Consider the following 21,472-nt stretch of genomic DNA (forward strand, 5'->3'; position numbering starts at 1 on the left):
AGTTAATAAGACGTGAAGAGACTAAGAGACTCACAGATCCTGCATTTACTAATAAGGGGGGATTCTGTGAGTCTTTTTTTCTTTTCCGGAAGGAGGATCAGATATGAATGAATATATCGCAGAGTTGATCGGGACAGCAATTCTGATCTTGTTTGGTGGTGGTGTAGTAGCGAACGTGAACCTGAAAAAATCTCTTGCAGAAGGCGCTGGCTGGGTAGCGATTGCTTTTGGATGGGGGCTTGGTGTTGCGATGGGTGTTTACGCAGTTGGGCAGTTTAGTGGTGCCCATTTGAACCCTGCAGTTACACTTGGACTTGCATTTAATGGAGATTTTGAATGGGTGAAAGTACCGGTGTACATAGTGGCTCAAGTGGCTGGTGCTTTCATAGGTGGGGTACTGGTATGGCTTCATTTCTTACCGCACTGGAAAGAAACTGAGGATGAAGGTACAAAGCTTGGTGTATTTTCAACAGGTCCTGCTATACCTCACAATTTTTCGAATTTGTTAAGTGAGATTATCGGTACATTTATCTTAGTAGCAGGAATTCTTTTTATTGGCGCGAATGATTTTACTGAAGGGCTGAACCCGTTTATCGTAGGTATGCTGATTGTGGCAATCGGTCTTTCATTAGGTGGAACAACAGGTTATGCAATTAACCCGGCACGTGATTTAGGCCCGAGAATCGCACATTTTGTTTTACCGATCAGCGGGAAGGGTAATTCTAACTGGGGGTATAGCTGGATTCCAATTCTCGGACCGGTACTTGGCGGCTCATTTGGCGGTCTGTTTTACCGGTATGTATTCTCAGGGGATTTTCACATCATGTTCTGGGTAATGGCAGCAATCATTGTGGTTTGTCTGCTTGGGGCGTACTTAGTTGATCAAAAACAAACAAAATTAATTCAATAATACTCAGGAGGTAATAAGTATGGAAAAGTTTATTCTTTCACTTGATCAGGGGACAACAAGTTCAAGAGCGATTCTTTTTAATCAGAAAGGTGAAATTGTCAAAATTGCTCAAAAGGAATTTGAGCAGATTTTTCCAAAGCCTGGCTGGGTAGAACATAATGCAAATGAAATATGGGGTTCGATTCTTTCTGTAATCGCTTCCGTATTATCTGAATCAGAAGTGAAACCTGATCAGATTGAAGGGATCGGCATTACAAATCAGCGCGAAACTGCGGTTGTCTGGGATAAAAATACAGGTATGCCGGTCTATAATGCAATTGTATGGCAATCGCGTCAGACAGCAGATATTTGTAATGAGCTGAAAGAACAGGGCTTAAATGATACATTCAGAGACAAAACCGGCCTATTAATAGATGCTTATTTCTCAGGCACTAAAGTAAAATGGATTTTAGATCACGTTGATGGTGCGAGAGAGAAAGCTGAAAATGGTGATCTGCTATTCGGAACAATTGATACGTGGCTGATCTGGAAATTAACAGGCGGTAAAGCGCACGTGACTGATTATTCCAATGCTTCAAGAACACTGATGTATAACATCTATGATCTGAAGTGGGATAAAGAGTTACTTGAACACCTGACAGTTCCTGAGTCAATGCTACCTGAAGTAAAGCCTTCTTCTGAAGTTTATGGTACAACAGCCCCGCACCATTTCTTTGGAAAGGAAATCCCGATTGCCGGTGCGGCAGGCGACCAGCAGGCTGCTTTGTTTGGTCAGGCTTGTTATAAGTCCGGAATGGCAAAAAACACATATGGAACAGGTTGTTTTATGCTGATGAATACAGGGGAAAAGTCAGTTAAATCAGACAGCGGCCTGCTGACAACACTAGCATGGGGAATTGATGGTAAAGTGGAATATGCACTTGAAGGCAGTATCTTTGTAGCTGGGAGTGCGATTCAATGGCTACGGGATGGAATGCGCATGTTAAAAACAGCTGCAGCGAGTGAAGATTATGCAAAGCGGGTAGAGTCTACTGACGGCGTATACGTCGTTCCTGCGTTTGTCGGTCTTGGTACACCTTATTGGGACAGTGATGTCAGAGGTGCGGTATTTGGTTTGACGCGGGGTACTTCAAAAGAGCATTTTGTCCGTGCCGTGCTTGAAAGTCTTGCTTATCAGACGAAAGATGTCCTTGATGCGATGGAAAAAGATTCAGGTATTGAATTGAAAAAGCTTCGAGTAGATGGCGGTGCTGTTCAAAATGACTTCCTGATGCAATTCCAGAGCGATCTCTTACATGCGGATGTAGAACGCCCGGTTATCAGCGAAACAACTGCACTTGGCGCAGCTTATCTTGCAGGTCTTGCTGTCGGTTTCTGGGAAAGTAAAGATGAAATTGCTGAAATGTGGAAGACAGATAAAGAATTTGAACCTGATATGGACCAGGAGCGCAGTGCTGAACTGTATGAAGGATGGCAAAAAGCAGTGAAAGCAGCTCAGGCTTTTAAGTAATCCTGTTTTATGATAATATGATAGTAAGTTAATAAACGGGGTAGAGAGCAGAGAGGCCTGGATTCATTATGGAGTTATTCATATGGATTCGGCCTCTCTCTTTTTACTTTTACAATTTTTCACAGCTGGTTGGATTGTCATAGCGTTTAAGCAGTTTATATGAAGGAGGAAATAGTCGATGAATTTTTCAAGTGTTAACAGAGCAGAGAAATTAAAAAAAATGTCTGAAGAAGTTTATGACCTCGTTATTATCGGTGGAGGTATCACAGGTGCAGGTATCGCTCTTGATGCAGTTACCCGCGGTATGAGTGTAGCAGTAATTGAAATGCAGGATTTCGCCGGCGGTACATCAAGCCGATCAACTAAGCTTGTGCATGGCGGTTTGCGTTACTTAAAACAGTTTGAAGTGAAACTCGTTGCAGAAGTAGGGAAAGAAAGAGAGATCGTGTATGAAAACGCTCCTCATGTGACATCTCCCGAATGGATGATGCTGCCGATCCATAAAGGCGGTACATTCGGAAAGTTTTCGACTTCAGTCGGACTGCGCGTCTATGACTATTTAGCGGGAGTTAAAAAGCAGGAGCGAAGAAAAATGCTCAATGCCCGGGAAGCGACTGAAAAAGAGCCTCTGGTTAAACAGGAAGGGCTTAAGGGAGCGGGTTACTACGTTGAGTACCGTACAGATGACGCACGACTTACAATGGAAATTATTAAAAAAGCAGTAGAAAATGGAGCAGACTTTATCAATTATGTTAAAGCAGAGCGTTTCACTTATGATAAGAAAAAAGTATCAGGTGTAGAAGTGAAAGATCAGCTGGATGGTTCCACGCAGACCATTCTAGGCAGAAAAGTGATTAATGCTGCAGGGCCGTGGGTTGATAAAGTTCGAAATAAAGATTATTCAACTAATGACAAAGAGCTACAGCTGACAAAAGGGGTGCATCTGGTTCTTGATCAGTCGGTATTCCCGCTGAATCAGGCACTTTACTTCGATACGCCTGATGGCAGAATGATGTTTGCAATCCCGAGAGATGGAAAAGCGTATATCGGAACGACTGATACGTTTTATGGCACAGATAAAGATACGGCAAATCCTAAAATGACCTATGAAGACCAGCAATATATTATTGACGCAATTAATTATATGTTCCCAGGAGTCAATGTGACAGAGGAGCATGTTGAATCAAGCTGGGCCGGTGTACGTCCGCTGATTTTTGAAAAAGGTAAGGATCCTTCAGAAATCTCACGTAAAGATGAAGTGTGGGAGCACGACAGCGGCTTGATCACCATTGCGGGAGGTAAGCTGACAGGTTACCGCAAAATGGCAGAACACGTAGTGGACCTTGCAGCAGAGCGGTTAAAAAAAGAAGCGAAAAAATCATTCTCTAAAGGAAAAACCAAAAACATGCCGCTATCAGGAGCTGGTTTTGGCGGATCTAAAGGCTATCGTCAATTTATAGACCGGAAAGCTAAAGAGGCGCTGCAATATGGTTTAACAGAGCTGGAAGGCAAAAAGATTGCTGAGTTCTATGGTACGAATGCAGATAAGCTGTACACGCTTGCGCATGCTGCAAAAGGCATGAACCTGACTGCTCCGATGACACCTGTTTTGTATGCTGAAGTTGTCTATGCAATCCAGGAAGAGATGACGGTAAAACCTGTCGATTTCTTTATCCGCAGAACTGGCAGACTGTTTTTTGATATTAACGCTGTTCACCTGCAGAAGGAAGTTGTGTTAAGATTAATGCAAAACCTGTTGGGCTGGAGCGAATCTGCATATCAGACTTATAAAGAAGAACTTGAAAAAGAGCTTCAGGATGCAGTAGAACCAGTAAAATAATGTTGAACCGGGGTGCTTGAATGAAAGAATCATTTTACACCAAAACATCAGATGGTCAGAATCTATACACAGTCGTGTGGCGTTCTGACCAGTCACACATAAATGGATCAATACAGCTCTGTCATGGAATGGCAGAGCATATTGGCCGTTATGAAGACTTTGCACAGTTTTTAAATCAAGCTGGATATCACGTGTTCGGGCATGATTGCCGGGGGCATGGTAAGACAGCTGAACAATCAGGTATGTATGGTGATTACGGAGAACATGTCGATTTTAATCGCCTGGCACTTGATGTGATTGAAGTAAGAGAACGGTTCGGGAGTGAACTGGTTTTCTTATTTGGACACAGTATGGGTTCTTTTATCTCCCGCAGAGTCATGCAACTGTACTCGAATCTCTACGACGGTGTCGTGCTGTCAGGTACAAACGGCCCTCTGGGAGTAATCGGAGTACCTGCTACATTGCTTGCAGGTGTTTTAAGCCGCTATAAACCTGTTGAAAAAGCTACATTATTGAATAAATTATCATTTGGCGGCTATAATCGCTCTTTTCCTGAATCTAACACTCCTTTTGACTGGCTGTCTTCTGATGAATTGGCAGTCAGGAAGTATATGGACGATCCTGAGTGCGGATTTGTTTCCACCAACCGCTTTTATAAAACGTTATTTAATGGGATCCAGATGATTTATAAAACTGAGGATAACCAAAACATCAGAAAAGATCTTCCTTTGTTATTTATAAGTGGCGCAAATGACCCGGTAGGTGATTTTGGTAAAGGTGTATTTAAATCTGCCGGTATGTATACTGAAACTGGATTGAATTCTGTAAGAGTACTGCTTTATGAGAATGGCCGTCATGAAATGATCAATGAAACAATATCTGACCGGGTTATGAGTGACGTTTTAACATGGGTTAATACACAAAGAAGCAAGGAGAAACAATGAAGAACAAAGTAATTGTCATTGCAGGGCCTACAGCTGTAGGGAAAACAGAGTTAAGTATTGAGTTATCCAAAGCTGTAAACGGTGAAGTAATTAATGGCGATGCAATGCAGGTATATAAAGGTCTCAATATAGGAACAGCAAAAATCACTCAGAAAGAAATGGATGGTGTGCCCCATCATCTGTTTGATATTAAAGAACCTGATCAGTCTTTTTCTGCAGCTGAATACCAGGTAGCTGTCAGAGAGAAGATCAGAGAAGTGCACGACCGTGGTGCGGTTCCGGTTCTGACAGGTGGCACAGGATTATATATTCAGTCAGTTTTATACGATTATCAGTTTTCTGATAAAGGAAAAGATGATGAGATCAGGGCAGAACTTGAAAAAGAGCACGAAGCAGGTGTGGATCTGCACAAACAACTCTCAGAACTCGATTCCCAAGCAGCAGCTGAGATTCATCCTAATAACGTCAGAAGAGTAATAAGAGCGCTGGAGATAATCAAAAGTACCGGTAAAAGTCCTTCAGAATTAAAAGAACAGCAGCAGCCTGAGCCTCTCTTTCATCACGAGCTGATTGGTCTTGATATGGATAGAGACGTCTTGTATGAAAGGATTAACCTGAGGGTTGATCTGATGATACAGTCAGGTCTTGAAGCAGAAGTAAGGGCTCTCTATGATGCCGGTATCAGAGAGGTAACTTCTGTACAGGCGATTGGTTATAAAGAGTTCTATGATTACTTTGAAGGTAAAGTGAGTTATGAGCAGACAATTGATAAGATTAAACAGAATTCAAGAAGGTACGCGAAGAGGCAATTAACGTGGTTTCGTAACAAAATGCGCTTTACGTGGTTTGACATGACTGAAAACAGAGAAAAGAAGATTAAAGAAATAATTGATTATTTTGCAGGAAATTAGTAATTTGAGGCGAACATATAGAGACAGTCAATTTTAGGAGGCGCTCAGATGAAACAAGCTGTTAATATTCAGGATCAGGTTTTAAATCAATTACGAAAAGAAAATACATTTGTAACTGTATTTTTATTAAATGGTTTTCAGATTCGGGGTCAGATTAAAGCGTTTGATAATTTTACTGTCATGCTTGAATCTGAAGGAAAGCAGCAACTGGTTTATAAACACGCAATCTCAACATTTGTTCCTTCTAAAAATGTTGCCATTCAAACTGAAGCAGAATAAAAAGGGCGCCCTGGGGCGTCCTTTTTTATTTGTGGTTCATTTATCATTGAAGTTCAACCTGTTCATATAATGAATCACTGAGTCATTCAGAAGAGGGTGAATTATGAACGGGCAGGTTAAATTTATCATTAGCCAGAAACATTCATCACAGCAGCCTGAAAGTCAGGAAGGCGCACTCATTGAGCGGGCTTTTAAATCTTTTACAGGGCTCGATCAGGTGAAAAATGCTCTGAAATCAATAGCTGCCTGGTCTGTTATCAATCAAAAACGTGCAGAATTTGGTTTGAAGACTCATATCCAGACGCACCATATGCTGTTTTATGGAAATCCCGGTACAGGAAAAACAACAGCAGCAAGGGTAATGGCTAAATGCCTGAAAGACCTGAAAATTATTGAAAAAGGTCATCTGGTGGAAGCTGAGCGTGCTGACCTTGTAGGGGAATACATTGGACATACAGCTCTAAAAACAAGGGAACTGATCAGAAAAGCGCAAGGCGGTGTCTTGTTTATTGATGAAGCGTATTCTCTTTCAAGAGGGGGAGAAAAGGACTTCGGAAGAGAAGCGATTGATACGCTGGTCAAACATATGGAGGATCAAAATGAACAGTTCATTTGTGTGCTGGCAGGTTACAAAAAGGAGATGACAGGTTTTCTTAAGATGAATACCGGTCTGAAAAGCAGGTTTTCTCATATTCTTTATTTTCCTGATTACCGGCTTAATGAACTTAACAGGATTGCAAACAGTATGTTCAGTGAAAGAGATTATCAAATGTCAAAGATTGCAAATGAACGGCTGGTGCAGCTGATCAGGGAACAAGACAGCAGTGGTGGTAATGCGAGATTCGTCAGGAATTTGACAGAGTGTATTATCAGAGCGCAGGCAGTCAGGCTTTTAAAGTATGAGTCGCTTACTAAGAAAGACTGTATGCTAATTACTGAAGAAGATGTGATAGAAGGAATGGCTGAATATAAAAAGAATAAGCAGGAGATCTAATGATGTCCTGCTTAAGAAGATGGTGCTGCATGGATAGATTTGAATGGCAGACGCCATTTGTATAGATATGAAAGGATTCTTAGAGCAGTCGTTACGACGAATAGTATATAAAGCTGCCATGGCTCTGAAGTGATACCGAGCCCGACAGCAAAACCTGCAAGTATTGCCCATGCTGCATATATCTCAGCCCGCAAAACGAGAGGCTTTCTTCCTGCTAGAAGATCGCGTATGATGCCGCCTCCACTACCGGTTAAGACAGCCGCAACAATGACTGCGCTGAGAGGATGATTCATCTCAACAGCATACAGTGCACCCTGAATCGCAAAAGCTGCGAGACCCATTGCATCAAAAATATTACCCCATCGTTTCCAATGCTTCAGCAGGTTATGAGGGAATAGGAAAACAGCTGTAATCGATAAAAGGGCTACCTGGAAAAACATCCCCTGTTCCCAAAGTGCAGCTACAGGAACTCCGATCAGCAGATTTCTGATTGCACCGCCTCCAAATGCAGTGACGATCCCCAGGATATAAACCCCTAAAATATCATACTCCTCTTCCATAGCGATAATTGCCCCTGATATGGCGAAAGCAATTGTACCAATCATGCTGAGTACTTCCCATGTCACAGATGATCATCCTCCCTTCCCCTTGAACTGAACCAAAGTTGATTGTATCATGAATCGAACGCATTTCAATCTGCAGCATTCAAAACTTTTAACATAATTATAGAAAGCGGGTGTTTGATTGGATAAGCAAGTGGAAAAAGCGATTTTAGTCGGTGTTAATACTGATAGGGAAGAATATGATTTTAATGAATCAATGAATGAATTACACGCATTAACTGAAACGGCTGGTGCTGTTTCTATATTAAATGTGACGCAGAATATGGACAAGGTTCACCCGGCCACTTATATAGGAAAAGGAAAACTTGAAGAACTCACGGCAGCTGCTGAAGAACTTCAGCCTGATCTGATTATATTTAACAGTGAACTTTCACCGAGTCAAAACAGAAATCTGTCTGAAGTGTTGGAAGCCAGGGTGATTGACAGAACACAGCTGATACTGGATATTTTTGCCCAGCGTGCAAGATCCAAAGAAGGTAAACTGCAGGTAGAGCTTGCTCAGCTGGAATATATGCTTCCGAGGCTTGCGGGTCAGGGTACTGAGCTGTCAAGGCTTGGTGGTGGGATAGGAACAAGGGGACCCGGTGAAACAAAACTGGAAACCGACAGGCGTCATATAAGAAGAGAAATCAGGGAAATCAAGAAAAGACTTGAACAGGTTGTCCGGCACCGTGCGATCTATCGTGACCGGAGAAAGCAGAATCAGGCATTTCAAGTGGCATTAATCGGCTATACGAATGCAGGAAAATCAACGCTGTTTAACCTGCTGACTAATGCGGATTCCTATGAAGAGGACCAGCTCTTTGCCACGCTCGATCCGTTATCAAGAAAATGCGTACTGCCAAGTGGATTTGAAGTGATTATGACTGATACTGTAGGATTTATCAAAGATCTGCCTACTTCATTAATTGCTTCTTTCAGATCCACACTTGAAGAAGTGAATGAAGCGGATTTACTGCTTCATATCGTAGATGCTTCACATCAAAATCATGCTGAACATGAATCGACAGTAAAAAAGCTGTTAACTGATCTTCACATGGAGCAGATTCCGAGAATGACGGTCTATAATAAAGAGGATTTACTGACAGAATCATTTGTAGCTGATACGAGTGATCCATTTGTGTTAATGAGCGCAGCAAAAAAAGAACAGCATAAAGTATTAAAAAAGGTAGAACATGAAGTAAAACAGATATTAAAACCCTATCATATGACGATTGCTTCAGATGATGGTAAGATCCTGGCTCAATTGAAAAAAGAAAGTATGCTGGTCAGACTCGATTTTCTTGAAGATAAGGAATGTTATATTGCTGAGGGTTTTATAGCTGAGAATCATCCACTTGCAGGGAAAAAATAAAGGGAGATTTTAATGAACTTAAACGCTTATTATTCAGAAGAACTGATTGAATTAACACAAAAAGCTGAAGAGAAAATCGTGATCAGGCACAAAGAAATTGAACGTATAGCTGAATATAATCAATTGAAAGTGCTGCAGGCATTTAAAAACAACAAAATCAGCGACAGTCATTTTAATCCGACAACAGGTTATGGCTATGACGATCAAGGAAGAGATGCTCTTGAAGCGGTTTATGCAGACACATTTAAAGCAGACGCTGCGCTTGTCAGGCCTCAGATTATCTCAGGAACACATGCAATTAATATAGCGCTATTTGGTGTATTAAGGCCTGGAGATGAACTGCATTATATTACCGGTAAACCTTATGACACACTCGAAGAAATTATCGGTCTCAGAGGAAGCGGTAACGGTTCACTGAAAGACTTTGGTATTTCATATCAGCAGACTGATCTGACTGATGGTGCAATCGATCTTGAAGCAGTGATGAATAACATGACATCAAAAACGAAAGTTGTAGGTATTCAGCGTTCTAAAGGGTATGCTGTCAGGCCTTCAATTACGATTGAAGAAATCCGTCATGCGGTGAAGGAAATTAAAGACAGCTTTCCGGATGTCATTATCTTTGTGGATAATTGCTACGGGGAGTTTGTGGAAAAAGAGGAGCCGGTTGAAGCAGGAGCAGATCTGATTGCAGGTTCTCTGATTAAAAATCCTGGTGGCGGCCTTGCTAAGACAGGAGGTTATATTTCAGGGAGAAGAGATCTAATTGAAAAATGTGCTTATCGAATGACCTCGCCAGGTATCGGAGCGGAAGCGGGTGCCAGCCTGAATGCATTACAGGAAATGTATCAGGGGTTTTTTCTGGCGCCTCATGTAGTCAGTCAATCACTAAAAGGAGCCGTATTTACTGCTGCGCTTCTAGAGGATGCCGGTTTAAAAACTACACCTTCATGGAATGCGCATAGAACGGACTTAATCCAGGCGGTGGAATTTGCTGACAGAGACAAAATGATCGCTTTTTGTCAGGGTGTACAGGAATTCTCGCCGGTCAACGCACATTTTACACCATATCCTGATTATATGCCCGGGTATGAAGATGATGTTATTATGGCTGCCGGAACATTTATTCAGGGTGCTAGCATTGAACTGTCAGCAGATGGTCCTCTCAGACCGCCATACGCCGCTTATATTCAGGGCGGTTTAACTTATGAGCATATAAAAATCGCAATTTCTGCAGCACTTCATAAAATGCTACAGGAATAAACATACAACTTTCGCAGCAGAACTATCATATAGTTCTGCTTTTTTTTGAATAAAAAATAAAATTTTTTTAAATATATGCATAAATCATTAAAAATCAGGGAAGTAAAAAATAGTGATCAAATTATTATGTAAGAAAACCTCACACGTAGTTGACAGATAATTTAACGTGTTGTATAGTTAAGTTGTCGACGAGCAAGAAAGGGGTTGTATGATGGGCAGTGATATTAGACGCAGCATGCCACTATTTCCTATTGGAACTGTCATGCAGCTGGCCGATTTAACCGCCCGTCAGATTCGCTATTATGAAGAACATGGTTTAGTATCACCAGCCAGAACAGAAGGCAACCGACGTCTCTTTTCATTAAATGATATTGACAAACTGCTTGAGATTAAAGATTTACTGGAGCAGGGAGTGAATATGGCTGGTATTAAGCGGATCCTGGGGGATGGCACAAAAGACGAAGCAGAAAAACGTGCGAAAAAGCCTGACTTATCAGAAAGTGACCTAAAAAAACTGTTGAAACAGGAAATGATGGGCAATGGTAAGTACAGCAAAAACAATTTACGAGCGGGGGATCTATCCAGATTTTTCCGCTAAAAAATTACATAAAACAGGAGGAGTTATTAATGAGTAAGTATTCAAGAGAAGATGTTATGAAATTGGCTAAAGAGCAAAACGTAAACTTTATCAGACTGCAGTTTACTGATATTCTTGGTACCATTAAAAATGTTGAAATTCCTGTAAGCCAGCTTGAAAAGGCTTTAGACAATAAGATGATGTTTGATGGTTCTTCTATCGAAGGATTTGTGCGTATTGAGGAATCAGATATGTATCTGTTCCCTGATCTTGATACATGGGTTGTATTCCCATGGACTGCTGGCGATGGTAAAGTTGCCCGTTTGATTTGTGATATCTACAGTCCTGATGGTACACCGTTTGATGGTGACCCGAGAAACAATCTGAAGCGAGTTCTTAAAGAAATGGAAGAACTAGGATTCACGGACTTTAACCTCGGACCTGAGCCGGAATTCTTCCTGTTCAAGCTTGATGTGAACGGTGAACCGACACTCGAACTAAATGATAAAGGCGGATACTTCGACCTTGCACCAACAGATCTTGGTGAGAACTGCCGACGTGATATCGTAATCGAACTTGAAAAAATGGGCTTTGAAATTGAAGCATCACACCATGAAGTTGCACCAGGCCAGCACGAAATTGATTTTAAATACGCTGATGCTGTATCAGCATGTGATGACATTCAGACATTTAAACTGGTTGTTAAAACGATCGCCAGAAAGCACGGTCTTCACGCGACATTCATGCCGAAACCGCTATTTGGTGTAAATGGATCAGGCATGCACTTTAATATGTCTCTATTTAAAGAGGGGAAAAACTCTTTCTTTGACGAGAACGGTGAAAATCAGTTAAGTGAAACAATGAAGCAGTTTATGGCGGGTGTCTTAAAGCACGCGTCAGGTTTCACAGCTGTCACTAACCCAACAGTTAACTCATATAAGCGTCTTGTGCCAGGTTATGAGGCACCGTGTTATATCGCATGGTCAGCTCAAAACCGTAGTCCACTCGTTCGTATTCCGGCGTCACGTGGAATGAGTACTCGTGTAGAGGTTCGTTCAGTAGATCCATCTGCTAACCCTTACCTTGCGATGGCTGTTATGTTAAAAGCAGGTCTTGATGGAATTAAGAACGGTTTAACGCCGCCTGAATCTATCGACAGAAATATCTATGTAATGGATAAAGAAGAGCGTGAAGAAGCAGGAATCAAAGATCTTCCTGGTACACTTTATGCGGCACTTGAAGAGCTTAAAAAAGACCAGGTTATTATTGATGGACTTGGAGACCATATTTTTGAGCACTTCGTAGAAGCGAAGGAAATTGAGTGGGATATGTTCCGCACGCAGGTTCACCCATGGGAGAGAGAACAGTATTTAGAAATGTATTAATATCCAGACCCTTAGAGCATTATTGTTCTAGGGGTTTTTTATGTGTGTAGAGTTCATGGTTTAACGGTGAAAGAATATTAGCCGATTTTCATAAATCGATTTATAAATTAAAAATTTTTTCACCTCTTTTTTCGCTCGGTTTATACACTTTGGGGTATATAAATGTTAAAGGGGGCTAATCGTGGGAGATGCTTATAAAGGCTTCAAATCCAAAGAAGGATATGAAAGCTATCAGGCTGCATATAAAGAAGTTACCAAGTTATGGGAAATTCCTTATAGAAACGAAACTATACACACTTCATTTGGTGATGTTTCAGTTATCGTATGTGGTACTAAGAAAAAAGAGCCGTTGGTGTTACTACATGCTTTTGGCTTCAGCTCGTTAGAATGGTACGGTTGCGTTGAACGGTTAGCTGAAGACTTTCAGTTATACTTTATAGATGTCTTAGGTGAATTTAATCAAAGCAATACAAAAGAGCACTTAAATGAGCGGGAAGGTTACGCAAAATGGATAACTGAAGTATTTGATCATTTTGGAATTGCGCGTGTTTCAATAGTCGGCCATTCAAATGGTGGATGGCATGCGATTAATTATGCCTGCTTGAAACCGGAGAGAGTTAAATCACTTATTATTCTTTCGCCTGCAGCATCTATTAAAAGGATGAACCTGTCATTTTACTTCAGATTATTTTTTACAAATCTAATACCATCGCGCTCAATTGTAATTGATCATTTCTGCAGCTGGCTGACGAGCAGAAAACGGACTGAACATCAAAAACTGTTCGAGCTTTATTATAGAGGACAAAAATTTGTGCAGTGGGAGTATGTGATGACACCGCCTAAACTCTTTAAAGATGAGGAACTTAAAACACTTACAATGCCAGTATTTATCGCGGTAGGTAAGAATGAGGTCATTTATGATCCATACCGAATGTTAGAGCGGGCGAGTGACAAGATCCAATCTGCTAAAACGCATATGTTTGAAGATGGCGGGCACATGCTGCCTATTGAAATACCTGATCAAGTTTCCGACTATATTGTGGCTGTAATGAAAAATAATCTTCAGAATTAAAAACGGAACATATTGACTCAGTCAATATGTTCCGTTTTTTAGTGTACCTGTCTATAGACACCTACAACTTTACCCAATATAGAAACATTATTCAGGATAATAGGAGACATCGAAGAATTTTCAGGTTGCAGCCTGACATAATCTTTTTCTTTAAAAAAGCGCTTAACTGTTGCTTCGTCTTCATCTGTCATCGCAACTACAATATCACCGTTATTTGCTGTATTTTGCTGTTTAACAATAACGAGATCTCCGTCTAAAATTCCTGCTTCAATCATAGAATCTCCCATGATCTCCAGCATAAACACTGCGTCATCAGATGAAGCAAGTCTTTCAGGAAGGGGGAAGTATTCTTCCACATTCTCAATAGCTGTTATCGGAGAACCGGCAGTTACTTTACCTACGAGTGGAACATTTACCACGCGCTGGGTTGGAATTTTATCTTCTTCAAGAGAAATTACTTCAATGGCTCTCGGCTTAGTAGGATCTCTTCTGATCAGTCCTTTGCTTTCCAGTCGGGCAAGGTGACCATGCACTGTTGAACTAGAAGCGAGTCCAACTGCCAGACCAATTTCACGCACAGACGGGGGATATCCTTTATCCTGAACTTCACGCTTAATAAAATTCAGTATATCAAGCTGGCGTTTTGATAACTTCTTCATCCTGCAGCACCTCATTTCATATTAAAACTTTTCTAAATTGTAGCATAGAGACTTCAAAAATACAAACATAAGTTCGAGTTTTTGTTGTTGACCAAAACAAATGTTCGTATTATACTCAAAGTAATAAAAGCGAACACACATTCTATGGAGGCGATTTTAATGACTGCATTGTGGAGAAAATATTCTTTTGTTATTCTATTTGTGGTAACTGCGCTTTGCTTTAGCCTGTTCTTAGTATTTACCAACACCGCTGACAGCCAAGTTGAATATGCGGAGGTTACGGTAAGTGAAGGAGATACATTATGGTCATACGCAGAGAAATATGCTGAACATACAGCAATGACACCTGAAAATTTTATCGAGTGGGTAAGTGAAAATAATGACCTTTCATCTCACATAATTGTTACGGGTGATACGCTCAGGTTACCGGTTAAAAAAGATGCTTTCCGTTATAGTGATGACACGATTCATTTGGCGTCTGATAACGAGTAGGGAGTGAACGTGTTGAAAGTCATTATTTACTGCAGGGTAAGTACTGAAAAAGAGTCTCAGGAATCATCTTTACTAAGACAGGAAGATGAATTAAGAGCGCTTGCTGATAAAATGAATTATGAAATTGTGTCAGTCATCAGCAAAAAAGAGAGCGGATTCGAGCTTGATCGGGAAGGAGTTTTCGAGCTGCTTGAAAGTGTTCGGGAATCTGGTGCTGGCGGAATTTTAATACAGGATGAAACCAGAATTGGCAGGGGAAATGCGAAAATAGCTCTGCTGCATACTTTGCAAAAAGAAGGCATTAAAATATTTTCAATTGCACACGACGGCGAGCTGCAATTGTCTGAATCAGATTCTATGATCCTTCAGATTGTGAGTATGGTAGAAGAGCATCAGAGAAAGCTGCATAACCTGAAAATTAAAAGAGGGATGAAAAGGGCTATTGAACAGGGATTCAAGCCTCAGAAAAACCTTAAAAACCGCGGGAATAAAGATGGCAGGGATAAAATTGAAATACCAATAGATGAAATTGTACGGCTGCGCAGAAACGGATTAACATTTAATGAAATATCTTCTGTTCTCAGAGGGCTTGGTCATCCCGTTTCTAAAGCCACCGTTCACAGAAGATACGTGGAATACATGGAATCTGTTTCTGAATAATCTTAATGCTTGTCAAACCTCTATCTTTCTTTTAACATACATAGAAGCATACCTGAAAGAGAGGGTGAATGAAATGTTATCTGAAGACAAGATCAAAAGAATTAATGAACTATCAGCTAAATCAAAAGATGACTCACTTACAAGTGAGGAAGCTAAAGAGCAGCAGGAACTCAGACAGGAGTATCTCCAGGCATTCCGGGGTTCAATGAAGCAGACGATCGAAAATGTCACAGTCATTGATCCGGAAGGAAAAGACGTGACCCCGGATAAGTTGAAAGATGCTAAAAAAAGGAATAAAATGAACTGATATAGCTTTAATTAAATAAATTAATCGGTAGTTTTGTTTTTTAGGGGAGATGTTTGTACATCTCCTCTTATTTTTTGTACAATAAGACGTATCACGTGTGAATAGAAAGGATGTATTTGATGTTTAACAAGACAGATGATTTAGCAATTAACACGATTAGAACGCTATCAATTGATGCAATTGATAAAGCGAATTCAGGACACCCGGGTCTTCCGATGGGAGCTGCACCGTTCGCTTATACGTTATGGACTCAATTTATGAATCATAACCCGAAAAATCCTGACTGGTTCGATCGTGACCGATTCGTACTTTCAGCAGGGCATGGCTCGATGCTGCTATACAGTCTGCTTCACCTATCAGGATATGACCTGAGCCTGGATGAGATTAAAAACTTCAGACAATGGGGATCTAAGACACCAGGTCACCCTGAATATAAACATACTAAAGGTGTGGAGGCAACTACCGGGCCGCTTGGACAGGGAATTGGAATGGCTGTTGGAATGGCCATGGCTGAAAAGCACTTAAGTGCTAAATACAACCGCAAAGGTCATGAAGTAATTGACCACTTTACTTATACGCTTTGTGGAGACGGCGACCTGATGGAAGGTGTATCTTCTGAAGCTGCTTCACTTGCAGGACACTTACAGCTTGATAAATTAATTGTGCTGTATGATTCAAATGATATTTCGTTAGATGGCGATTTGGATCGCTCATTTTCAGAGAGTGTAAAAAAGAGATTTGAATCTTATAACTGGCAATACATCCGCGTTGATGATGGTAATGATGTAGCAGAAGTTGCTGATGCGATTAAGGCAGCAAAAGCTGATTCAAGCCGTCCTACAATGATTGAGATTAAAACTGTGATCGGTTTTGGTTCTCCAAATAGAGCAGGTACTTCAAAAGCTCACGGTGCCCCACTCGGTAATGATGAGACGATTCTCGCTAAAGAAGCTTATCAGTGGGAAGCAGAAGAATCGTTTTATGTACCTGACGAAGTTTATGAGCGCTTTGAGCAGCTTGTAGGTAAAAATGGTTCTGAAAAAGAAAATGAGTGGAATGAAAAGTTTGAAAGCTACAAAAAAGCTTACCCTGAACTGGCTCAGGAGCTTTTAGATGCGATTGAAGGAAAGCTTGCTGAGGGATGGGATCAGGACATCCCGGTATATGAAGAAGGTAAAGCACTCGCAAGCCGTGCTTCTTCAGGGGAAGTACTAAATGCAATTTCTAAAACAGTTCCAACTTTATTCGGAGGATCTGCAGACCTTGCGGGTTCAAATAATACGATGATGAAAGATGAAGCTGATTTTACAGCTGAAACACCTGATGGACGTAATATCTGGTTTGGTGTCCGTGAATTTGCGATGGGAACTGCACTTAATGGTATGGCTTTACACGGGGGATTACGTGTATATGGAGGTACATTCTTTGTATTCAGCGATTACGTACGTCCTGCTATCAGACTGTCAGCACTAATGGGTGTTCCAGTCACTTATGTGTTTACACACGATAGCATTGCTGTCGGAGAAGATGGCCCTACACATGAACCTGTTGAGCAGCTTCCTTCATTAAGAGCAATGCCTGGACTATCCGTAGTGCGTCCTGCTGATGGAAATGAAGTCTCAGCAGCATGGAAGCTTTCAATGGAAGCAACTGATCATCCTACTACGCTGGTATTGACGCGTCAGGGTCTTCCAACACTTCCTGGAACAGCTGATACAGCTTATGAAGGAGTTAAAAAAGGTGCTTATATAGTATCTCCTTCTGAAAAAGATGAAGCTGATGTGCTTCTGATAGCCAGTGGTTCAGAAGTAAGTCTGGCATACGAAGCGCAACAGATTCTGCGTGAGAAAGATATTGATGCTGCAGTAGTTTCAATGCCATCATGGGACCGTTTTGAGAAGCAGTCTACTGAGTACAAACAGTCTGTACTGCCTGCTAACGTTAAAAAGCGATTTGCGATTGAAATGGCATCTCCGCTTGGCTGGGAACGCTACACAGGTATTGATGGTGATGTACTTGGTATTGATACTTTCGGTGCCTCAGCGCCAGGTGGTACAGTACTGGAAAAGTACGGATTTACACCGGAAAATGTTGTGAAACGCGTTGAAGCTTTGATTAAAGGTTAATAACATGATCAAACTGGCGGGAATGAAATCCCGCCAGTTTTTATGCATTAAAACGAAGTAGTTTATACAATCAAAAAGATTCAAATGTAAAACAGTGTTTTTATGTAATAAATCATTGTATAATGTTCTTTGTTCTTGTACACTTTTATATGAAAGTAACAAATAGGAGGCAATACGAAATGGAATTATGGCTTGCAATTGTATTAATTGTTGTTGCTTTGCTGGCCGGAGTCGCACTTGGATTTTTCATCGCACGTAAATATATGATGACTTATCTTAAAAAGAACCCGCCAATCAATGAGCAAATGCTTCGCATGATGATGATGCAGATGGGAATGAAACCGTCGCAGAAGAAAATCAATCAGATGATGAGCGCTATGAATAAGCAACAGGGTAAATAATAAATTGACAGCACTTCTTTAAATAGAAGTGCTTTTATTATGTGTTTTATGATAAAGAGTTATTTTAAAATCAAATTTTCATATAATAAAAAAGACTTCCTGTAATAGAAGTCTTTTTTATTTAGCAGGCAATTCAAAAGCAGCCGATTTGTAAGCATGTGTTTTTTCAAATTCGTTCAGCAGGTCATCCAGTTCCTGAGAATAACGTACAGCAGTAGGAGAGGACAACCCTTCTTTTGCAGCGGTATGAATCAACACCTGCCGCTTATTTTCAATGGCTTCAAGTAGCTTCTTTTGTTGATCCCCCATTCAAAGTCTACCCTTTCATCAGGATCCTTTAGGGACCCTATACATTATTTGTCATTCTATATACTTAGGGTCTAGTATACAGAAAAATTAGGAGATTGAAAAGAAATTAATCCCTTATTCCAATCTTTTTACAAGTTGATTTGTGTCAGATTTATAACATTTCTTCAAATCTTACATGAAGAATGACTGTATGACAATGTGAATCAACAGCCAATTTGTTAAAATAATATTATTGAAAAGCGATCGGGGTGTTTGAATGGCAGATTTAAATATACTTTGGGCATTTGGAGCAGGGTTTCTAAGCTTTATTTCTCCCTGCGTTCTACCGCTTTATCCAGCCTTTTTGTCATATATAACCGGAATGTCGGTTGAGAACCTTTCAAAGGGAAATGGAATGAAGCAAAAAGCCAGTCTTCTTCATACTTTATTTTTCTTGCTGGGATTCTTGCTCGTATTTATAGGATTGGCATTTACTTCAACTTGGGTAGCAGATGTATTTATACAGTATGAAAATACAATTCGTCAGGTGGGGGCAATTTTAATTGTCATTTTCGGATTAATAATAGTAGGATTGTTTTCGCCTGAATTTCTGATGAAGGAAAGAAGGGTGAATTTTAAAAATCGTCCGGCGGGATATGCTGGTTCGTTATTGATCGGTCTTGCATTTGCAGCAGGGTGGACGCCGTGTTCAGGGCCTATTTTAGGAGCGATTTTCACTCTATCAGCAACTAATCCAGGATCAGGTTTTGCTTATATGTTTGCTTATTTTCTTGGTTTTGCAGTGCCATTTTTTGTTTTATCATTTTTCCTAGGTAAATTAACCTGGATAAAAAAGAAAAGCATGATTATTATGAAAGTCGGCGGTTCAATTATGATCGGAATGGGTATCGTTTTATTTTTCGATGGTCTAAATTGGATTATCAACATTTTACTACCTATCTTCGGCAATTTTAAAGGATTTTAGCAATTTAATAAAACTGCTATTAAAAGATCGGCGAGATATATCGCCGTTTTTTTTATGTTTTTCAGGTTATTTCTTGAAGGACTTTTAGTTTAGTTGTATAGTTAATATTAACTACATTAAAAGGGTGATACACATGACAAAAGTTCTTGTTGTCGATGATGCGAAATTTATGAGAATGACATTAAAGAATGTGCTGGAAAATTCCACTTTTGAAGTGGTGGGAGAAGCGGAGAATGGTGAAGAAGCTGTAGAAAAGTATAAATCCTTAAATCCAGACCTTGTCACGATGGATATCACCATGCCTGTTTTAGATGGAATCTCGGCTGCTAAAGAGATTCTAAAAGAAGATCCGCGTGCCACAATTATTATGTGTTCAGCAATGGGACAGCAGAAAATGGTGATTGAAGCCATTGAAGCAGGTGCAAAGGACTTTATTGTAAAGCCGTTTGACAGTAACCGCGTAGTGGAATCTCTAAGCAGAGTCATTAACAAATAGATATGCTAAAGCTCCTTTTACAAAACAGGTAATCTCCATTATACTTAATGGAGGTTTATATGTTTTGATTTAAGGATGGGTGTATATGCTTGTTTATCTATCAACAATAGCTGCAATTTTTATGGGGGCTGCTGTATTTATTATCAGGTTAAAAGCTGCTAAAAAACCTGTCACAGCAAAAAAAATATTCCTGCCGCCGATCTTTATGAGTACGGGTGCATTGATGTTTATATTTCCTTATTTCCGGGTGACTCCCCTTGAAGCATTAGAAGCACTGGTTGTCGGTGCTGTATTTTCAATTGTATTAATAAAAACTTCAAAGTTTGAACAAAGGGAAGACGGCATTTACTTAAAAGCATCGAAAGCTTTTCCGTTCATCTTAATCGGTCTTTTAGCGGTCAGAGTGATTATGAAGCTGGTTTTGAGCACGACCATTGATGTTGGGACATTAAGTGGGATGTTTTGGATACTGGCTTTTGGCATGATCGTTCCGTGGAGAAGTGCAATGTTGCTTCACTTCAAAAAAATGGAGAAAAACGACTCATCACGATCTGCTCAGTTAGTTTAAAGTATAAAAAAACATCACTCTCATTGAGTGATGTTTTTTTATACTGCAAATAAATCTTCATATTGGGTAATATCAATATTTAATTCGTCCAGTTTTTTACGTAAAAATTTATGATCCCGCTTCGGAGTAGCAACAATATAGCCCCTGATAATTAAATCCAGTGTGATTTGACTGGCATTTTCATCAATTGCCAGTTTCCCGATATGACCTGCAATTTTCTGCTTGGCTACATCACGGAAAAGCTCAGGAACAGGGGTGACGAGTTCATTTAACAACTCTTTTTCACCAGGCCCCCAAAGGTGAATTGTTCTGTCTATATAATGTTCTTCCCAATCAAGATCAGACTTTCCATCTTCTTTAGGCATTCTCTTCAGAAACTTTCTGAACATGAAAAATCCGCCGATTGCAAACAAAGAGACAAGTACGACGACCCAAAAAAGAATAAACCATAAAAACCAGCCTTCAAGCACATCAGTCACTCCGTTCAGTTAATCTACAAACATTATAAAGGAGTTTACTGAAGGCTTCAAGAACTGGCTTCAATTATGGTTAATTGTAAATACAGTGTATTTATATGTGACAGGAAGGAATCAGTAATCATTTTATCTGACGATAGCCAAGAGAGAGTAACTGGTGAAGGTTTTCACGGCGGACTTCATAAATATTTTCGTTGTCAGCTGTTACGCGGATATAATCTTCTGATTCAAGCTCATGATGTTCAACGTATTCTGTTTCAATTTTTCTCATAGCAGGTCCTCCTTTCGGTTGTATATACAATGATATCTGAAAATTCAAATTAATAAATCAGTCAAAAGTATGAATTTTTAT

At 40.3% G+C, this 21,472-nt stretch carries 25 protein-coding genes; 20 read left to right on the forward strand and 5 right to left on the reverse strand.

The features are described 5' to 3' along the window. The first annotated feature begins 103 nt into the window (after positions 1-103). From KP77_RS09625 to KP77_RS09655, 7 genes are all read left to right on the forward strand, one after another. Positions 104-910 (forward strand): MIP/aquaporin family protein, encoded by an 807-nt coding sequence (locus KP77_RS09625; protein ID WP_041122475.1) that lies wholly within the window; start codon positions 104-106, stop codon positions 908-910. Positions 911-929: 19 nt separating this feature from the next. Beyond that, complete coding sequence (gene glpK / locus KP77_RS09630) at positions 930-2,420, forward strand: glycerol kinase GlpK (RefSeq protein ID WP_041122476.1); 1,491 nt, start codon at positions 930-932, stop codon at positions 2,418-2,420. 178 nt (positions 2,421-2,598) lie between these two features. Continuing rightward, a complete protein-coding gene (locus KP77_RS09635) occupies positions 2,599-4,260 on the forward strand; it encodes a glycerol-3-phosphate dehydrogenase/oxidase (protein ID WP_041122477.1) in 1,662 nt (553 codons plus the stop codon). 20 nt (positions 4,261-4,280) lie between these two features. Continuing rightward, positions 4,281-5,204, forward strand: coding sequence for an alpha/beta fold hydrolase (locus KP77_RS09640; protein ID WP_041122478.1), 924 nt, complete (start codon positions 4,281-4,283; stop codon positions 5,202-5,204). Beyond that, the gene (gene miaA, locus KP77_RS09645) at positions 5,201-6,115 is read left to right on the forward strand and encodes a tRNA (adenosine(37)-N6)-dimethylallyltransferase MiaA (RefSeq protein ID WP_041122479.1); all 915 of its coding nucleotides are present in this window, start codon (positions 5,201-5,203) and stop codon (positions 6,113-6,115) included. Before KP77_RS09640 ends, miaA begins: the two co-directional genes overlap by 4 nt. A 48-nt stretch (positions 6,116-6,163) precedes the next feature. Next, positions 6,164-6,394: an RNA chaperone Hfq gene (gene hfq, locus KP77_RS09650; protein WP_041122480.1), complete on the forward strand. Its 231-nt coding sequence runs from the start codon at positions 6,164-6,166 to the stop codon at positions 6,392-6,394. A gap of 103 nt (positions 6,395-6,497) precedes the next feature. After that, the gene (locus KP77_RS09655) at positions 6,498-7,388 is read left to right on the forward strand and encodes an AAA family ATPase (RefSeq protein ID WP_052474054.1); all 891 of its coding nucleotides are present in this window, start codon (positions 6,498-6,500) and stop codon (positions 7,386-7,388) included. A gap of 11 nt (positions 7,389-7,399) precedes the next feature. Here KP77_RS09655 and KP77_RS09660 read toward each other — a convergent pair whose 3' ends face one another. Beyond that, the gene (locus KP77_RS09660) at positions 7,400-8,014 is read right to left on the reverse strand and encodes a trimeric intracellular cation channel family protein (protein WP_041122481.1); all 615 of its coding nucleotides are present in this window, start codon (positions 8,012-8,014) and stop codon (positions 7,400-7,402) included. A gap of 118 nt (positions 8,015-8,132) precedes the next feature. Here KP77_RS09660 and hflX point away from each other — a divergent pair, with 118 nt between their 5' ends. The 5 genes from hflX to KP77_RS09685 all read left to right on the forward strand — a co-directional run bounded on the left by hflX (position 8,133) and on the right by KP77_RS09685 (position 13,662). Next, positions 8,133-9,365 (forward strand): GTPase HflX, encoded by a 1,233-nt coding sequence (hflX, locus tag KP77_RS09665; RefSeq protein ID WP_041122482.1) that lies wholly within the window; start codon positions 8,133-8,135, stop codon positions 9,363-9,365. Positions 9,366-9,377: 12 nt separating this feature from the next. Continuing rightward, entirely contained in the window at positions 9,378-10,628 is a 1,251-nt protein-coding gene (locus KP77_RS09670) for a methionine gamma-lyase family protein (protein WP_041122483.1), read from the forward strand. A 211-nt stretch (positions 10,629-10,839) separates the two neighbouring features. After that, entirely contained in the window at positions 10,840-11,226 is a 387-nt protein-coding gene (locus tag KP77_RS09675; protein WP_041122484.1) for a MerR family transcriptional regulator, read from the forward strand. Positions 11,227-11,255: 29 nt separating this feature from the next. Continuing rightward, the gene (gene glnA / locus KP77_RS09680) at positions 11,256-12,590 is read left to right on the forward strand and encodes a type I glutamate--ammonia ligase (RefSeq protein WP_041122485.1); all 1,335 of its coding nucleotides are present in this window, start codon (positions 11,256-11,258) and stop codon (positions 12,588-12,590) included. Between the two features lie 181 nt (positions 12,591-12,771). After that, on the forward strand, positions 12,772-13,662 hold the full coding sequence (locus KP77_RS09685; RefSeq protein WP_041122486.1) for an alpha/beta fold hydrolase: 891 nt from the start codon (positions 12,772-12,774) through the stop codon (positions 13,660-13,662). Between the two features lie 38 nt (positions 13,663-13,700). On the opposite strand, the gene lexA is transcribed toward KP77_RS09685, so the two are convergent. Next, a complete protein-coding gene (gene lexA, locus KP77_RS09690) occupies positions 13,701-14,321 on the reverse strand; it encodes a transcriptional repressor LexA (RefSeq protein WP_041122487.1) in 621 nt (206 codons plus the stop codon). 159 nt (positions 14,322-14,480) lie between these two features. Here lexA and yneA point away from each other — a divergent pair, with 159 nt between their 5' ends. The 5 genes from yneA (at position 14,481) to KP77_RS09715 (ending at position 18,307) form a co-directional block, all read left to right on the forward strand. Next, positions 14,481-14,813, forward strand: coding sequence for a cell division suppressor protein YneA (yneA, locus tag KP77_RS09695; RefSeq protein WP_041122488.1), 333 nt, complete (start codon positions 14,481-14,483; stop codon positions 14,811-14,813). 12 nt (positions 14,814-14,825) lie between these two features. Beyond that, positions 14,826-15,473: a YneB family resolvase-like protein gene (locus KP77_RS09700; RefSeq protein WP_041122489.1), complete on the forward strand. Its 648-nt coding sequence runs from the start codon at positions 14,826-14,828 to the stop codon at positions 15,471-15,473. A 73-nt stretch (positions 15,474-15,546) separates the two neighbouring features. After that, positions 15,547-15,780 (forward strand): DUF896 domain-containing protein, encoded by a 234-nt coding sequence (locus KP77_RS09705; RefSeq protein ID WP_041122490.1) that lies wholly within the window; start codon positions 15,547-15,549, stop codon positions 15,778-15,780. A gap of 119 nt (positions 15,781-15,899) precedes the next feature. Then, entirely contained in the window at positions 15,900-17,906 is a 2,007-nt protein-coding gene (tkt, locus tag KP77_RS09710) for a transketolase (protein ID WP_041122491.1), read from the forward strand. 179 nt (positions 17,907-18,085) lie between these two features. After that, positions 18,086-18,307: a YneF family protein gene (locus tag KP77_RS09715; protein ID WP_039809078.1), complete on the forward strand. Its 222-nt coding sequence runs from the start codon at positions 18,086-18,088 to the stop codon at positions 18,305-18,307. 117 nt (positions 18,308-18,424) lie between these two features. Here the strand turns inward: KP77_RS09715 and KP77_RS09720 are convergent, their stop codons facing one another. Beyond that, on the reverse strand, positions 18,425-18,616 hold the full coding sequence (locus KP77_RS09720; protein ID WP_041122492.1) for an aspartyl-phosphate phosphatase Spo0E family protein: 192 nt from the start codon (positions 18,614-18,616) through the stop codon (positions 18,425-18,427). 256 nt (positions 18,617-18,872) lie between these two features. Between KP77_RS09720 and KP77_RS09725 the strand changes: the two genes are divergently transcribed. From KP77_RS09725 to KP77_RS09735, 3 genes are all read left to right on the forward strand, one after another. Continuing rightward, on the forward strand, positions 18,873-19,580 hold the full coding sequence (locus KP77_RS09725) for a cytochrome c biogenesis protein CcdA (protein ID WP_041122493.1): 708 nt from the start codon (positions 18,873-18,875) through the stop codon (positions 19,578-19,580). A gap of 133 nt (positions 19,581-19,713) precedes the next feature. Then, positions 19,714-20,076 carry a response regulator gene (locus KP77_RS09730; RefSeq protein ID WP_041122494.1) on the forward strand — a complete coding sequence of 121 codons (363 nt, stop codon included), beginning with the start codon at positions 19,714-19,716 and terminating at the stop codon, positions 20,074-20,076. 85 nt (positions 20,077-20,161) lie between these two features. After that, complete coding sequence (locus tag KP77_RS09735; protein ID WP_041122495.1) at positions 20,162-20,644, forward strand: CcdC family protein; 483 nt, start codon at positions 20,162-20,164, stop codon at positions 20,642-20,644. A 38-nt stretch (positions 20,645-20,682) separates the two neighbouring features. On the opposite strand, the gene KP77_RS09740 is transcribed toward KP77_RS09735, so the two are convergent. Both KP77_RS09740 and KP77_RS18135 read right to left on the reverse strand, forming a co-directional pair. Continuing rightward, positions 20,683-21,114, reverse strand: a complete 432-nt coding sequence (locus KP77_RS09740) for a DUF2621 domain-containing protein (protein WP_041122496.1) — start codon at positions 21,112-21,114, stop codon at positions 20,683-20,685. Positions 21,115-21,241: 127 nt separating this feature from the next. Beyond that, on the reverse strand, positions 21,242-21,391 hold the full coding sequence (locus tag KP77_RS18135; RefSeq protein WP_160289515.1) for a hypothetical protein: 150 nt from the start codon (positions 21,389-21,391) through the stop codon (positions 21,242-21,244). Positions 21,392-21,472: the final 81 nt, after the last annotated feature.

The organism is Jeotgalibacillus alimentarius (assembly GCF_000829445.1).
In the GTDB taxonomy this organism is placed as follows: Bacteria; Bacillota; Bacilli; order Bacillales; family Jeotgalibacillaceae; genus Jeotgalibacillus; species Jeotgalibacillus alimentarius.

What these genes read in the sequence shown, in the direction of transcription:
- KP77_RS09715 (WP_039809078.1), top strand. Translation starts at nt 18,086, where the DNA reads ATGGAATTATGGCTTGCAATTGTATTAATTGTTGTTGCTTTGCTGGCC.
- KP77_RS09725 (WP_041122493.1), top strand. Translation starts at nt 18,873, where the DNA reads ATGGCAGATTTAAATATACTTTGGGCATTTGGAGCAGGGTTTCTAAGC.
- glnA (WP_041122485.1), top strand. Translation starts at nt 11,256, where the DNA reads ATGAGTAAGTATTCAAGAGAAGATGTTATGAAATTGGCTAAAGAGCAA.
- lexA (WP_041122487.1), bottom strand. Translation starts at nt 14,321, where the DNA reads ATGAAGAAGTTATCAAAACGCCAGCTTGATATACTGAATTTTATTAAG.
- tkt (WP_041122491.1), top strand. Translation starts at nt 15,900, where the DNA reads ATGTTTAACAAGACAGATGATTTAGCAATTAACACGATTAGAACGCTA.
- KP77_RS09675 (WP_041122484.1), top strand. Translation starts at nt 10,840, where the DNA reads ATGGGCAGTGATATTAGACGCAGCATGCCACTATTTCCTATTGGAACT.
- miaA (WP_041122479.1), top strand. Translation starts at nt 5,201, where the DNA reads ATGAAGAACAAAGTAATTGTCATTGCAGGGCCTACAGCTGTAGGGAAA.
- KP77_RS09635 (WP_041122477.1), top strand. Translation starts at nt 2,599, where the DNA reads ATGAATTTTTCAAGTGTTAACAGAGCAGAGAAATTAAAAAAAATGTCT.
- KP77_RS18135 (WP_160289515.1), bottom strand. Translation starts at nt 21,391, where the DNA reads ATGAGAAAAATTGAAACAGAATACGTTGAACATCATGAGCTTGAATCA.
- KP77_RS09720 (WP_041122492.1), bottom strand. Translation starts at nt 18,616, where the DNA reads ATGGGGGATCAACAAAAGAAGCTACTTGAAGCCATTGAAAATAAGCGG.
- KP77_RS09730 (WP_041122494.1), top strand. Translation starts at nt 19,714, where the DNA reads ATGACAAAAGTTCTTGTTGTCGATGATGCGAAATTTATGAGAATGACA.
- KP77_RS09670 (WP_041122483.1), top strand. Translation starts at nt 9,378, where the DNA reads ATGAACTTAAACGCTTATTATTCAGAAGAACTGATTGAATTAACACAA.
- KP77_RS09705 (WP_041122490.1), top strand. Translation starts at nt 15,547, where the DNA reads ATGTTATCTGAAGACAAGATCAAAAGAATTAATGAACTATCAGCTAAA.
- KP77_RS09625 (WP_041122475.1), top strand. Translation starts at nt 104, where the DNA reads ATGAATGAATATATCGCAGAGTTGATCGGGACAGCAATTCTGATCTTG.
- yneA (WP_041122488.1), top strand. Translation starts at nt 14,481, where the DNA reads ATGACTGCATTGTGGAGAAAATATTCTTTTGTTATTCTATTTGTGGTA.
- KP77_RS09640 (WP_041122478.1), top strand. Translation starts at nt 4,281, where the DNA reads ATGAAAGAATCATTTTACACCAAAACATCAGATGGTCAGAATCTATAC.
- glpK (WP_041122476.1), top strand. Translation starts at nt 930, where the DNA reads ATGGAAAAGTTTATTCTTTCACTTGATCAGGGGACAACAAGTTCAAGA.
- KP77_RS09655 (WP_052474054.1), top strand. Translation starts at nt 6,498, where the DNA reads ATGAACGGGCAGGTTAAATTTATCATTAGCCAGAAACATTCATCACAG.
- hfq (WP_041122480.1), top strand. Translation starts at nt 6,164, where the DNA reads ATGAAACAAGCTGTTAATATTCAGGATCAGGTTTTAAATCAATTACGA.
- KP77_RS09735 (WP_041122495.1), top strand. Translation starts at nt 20,162, where the DNA reads ATGCTTGTTTATCTATCAACAATAGCTGCAATTTTTATGGGGGCTGCT.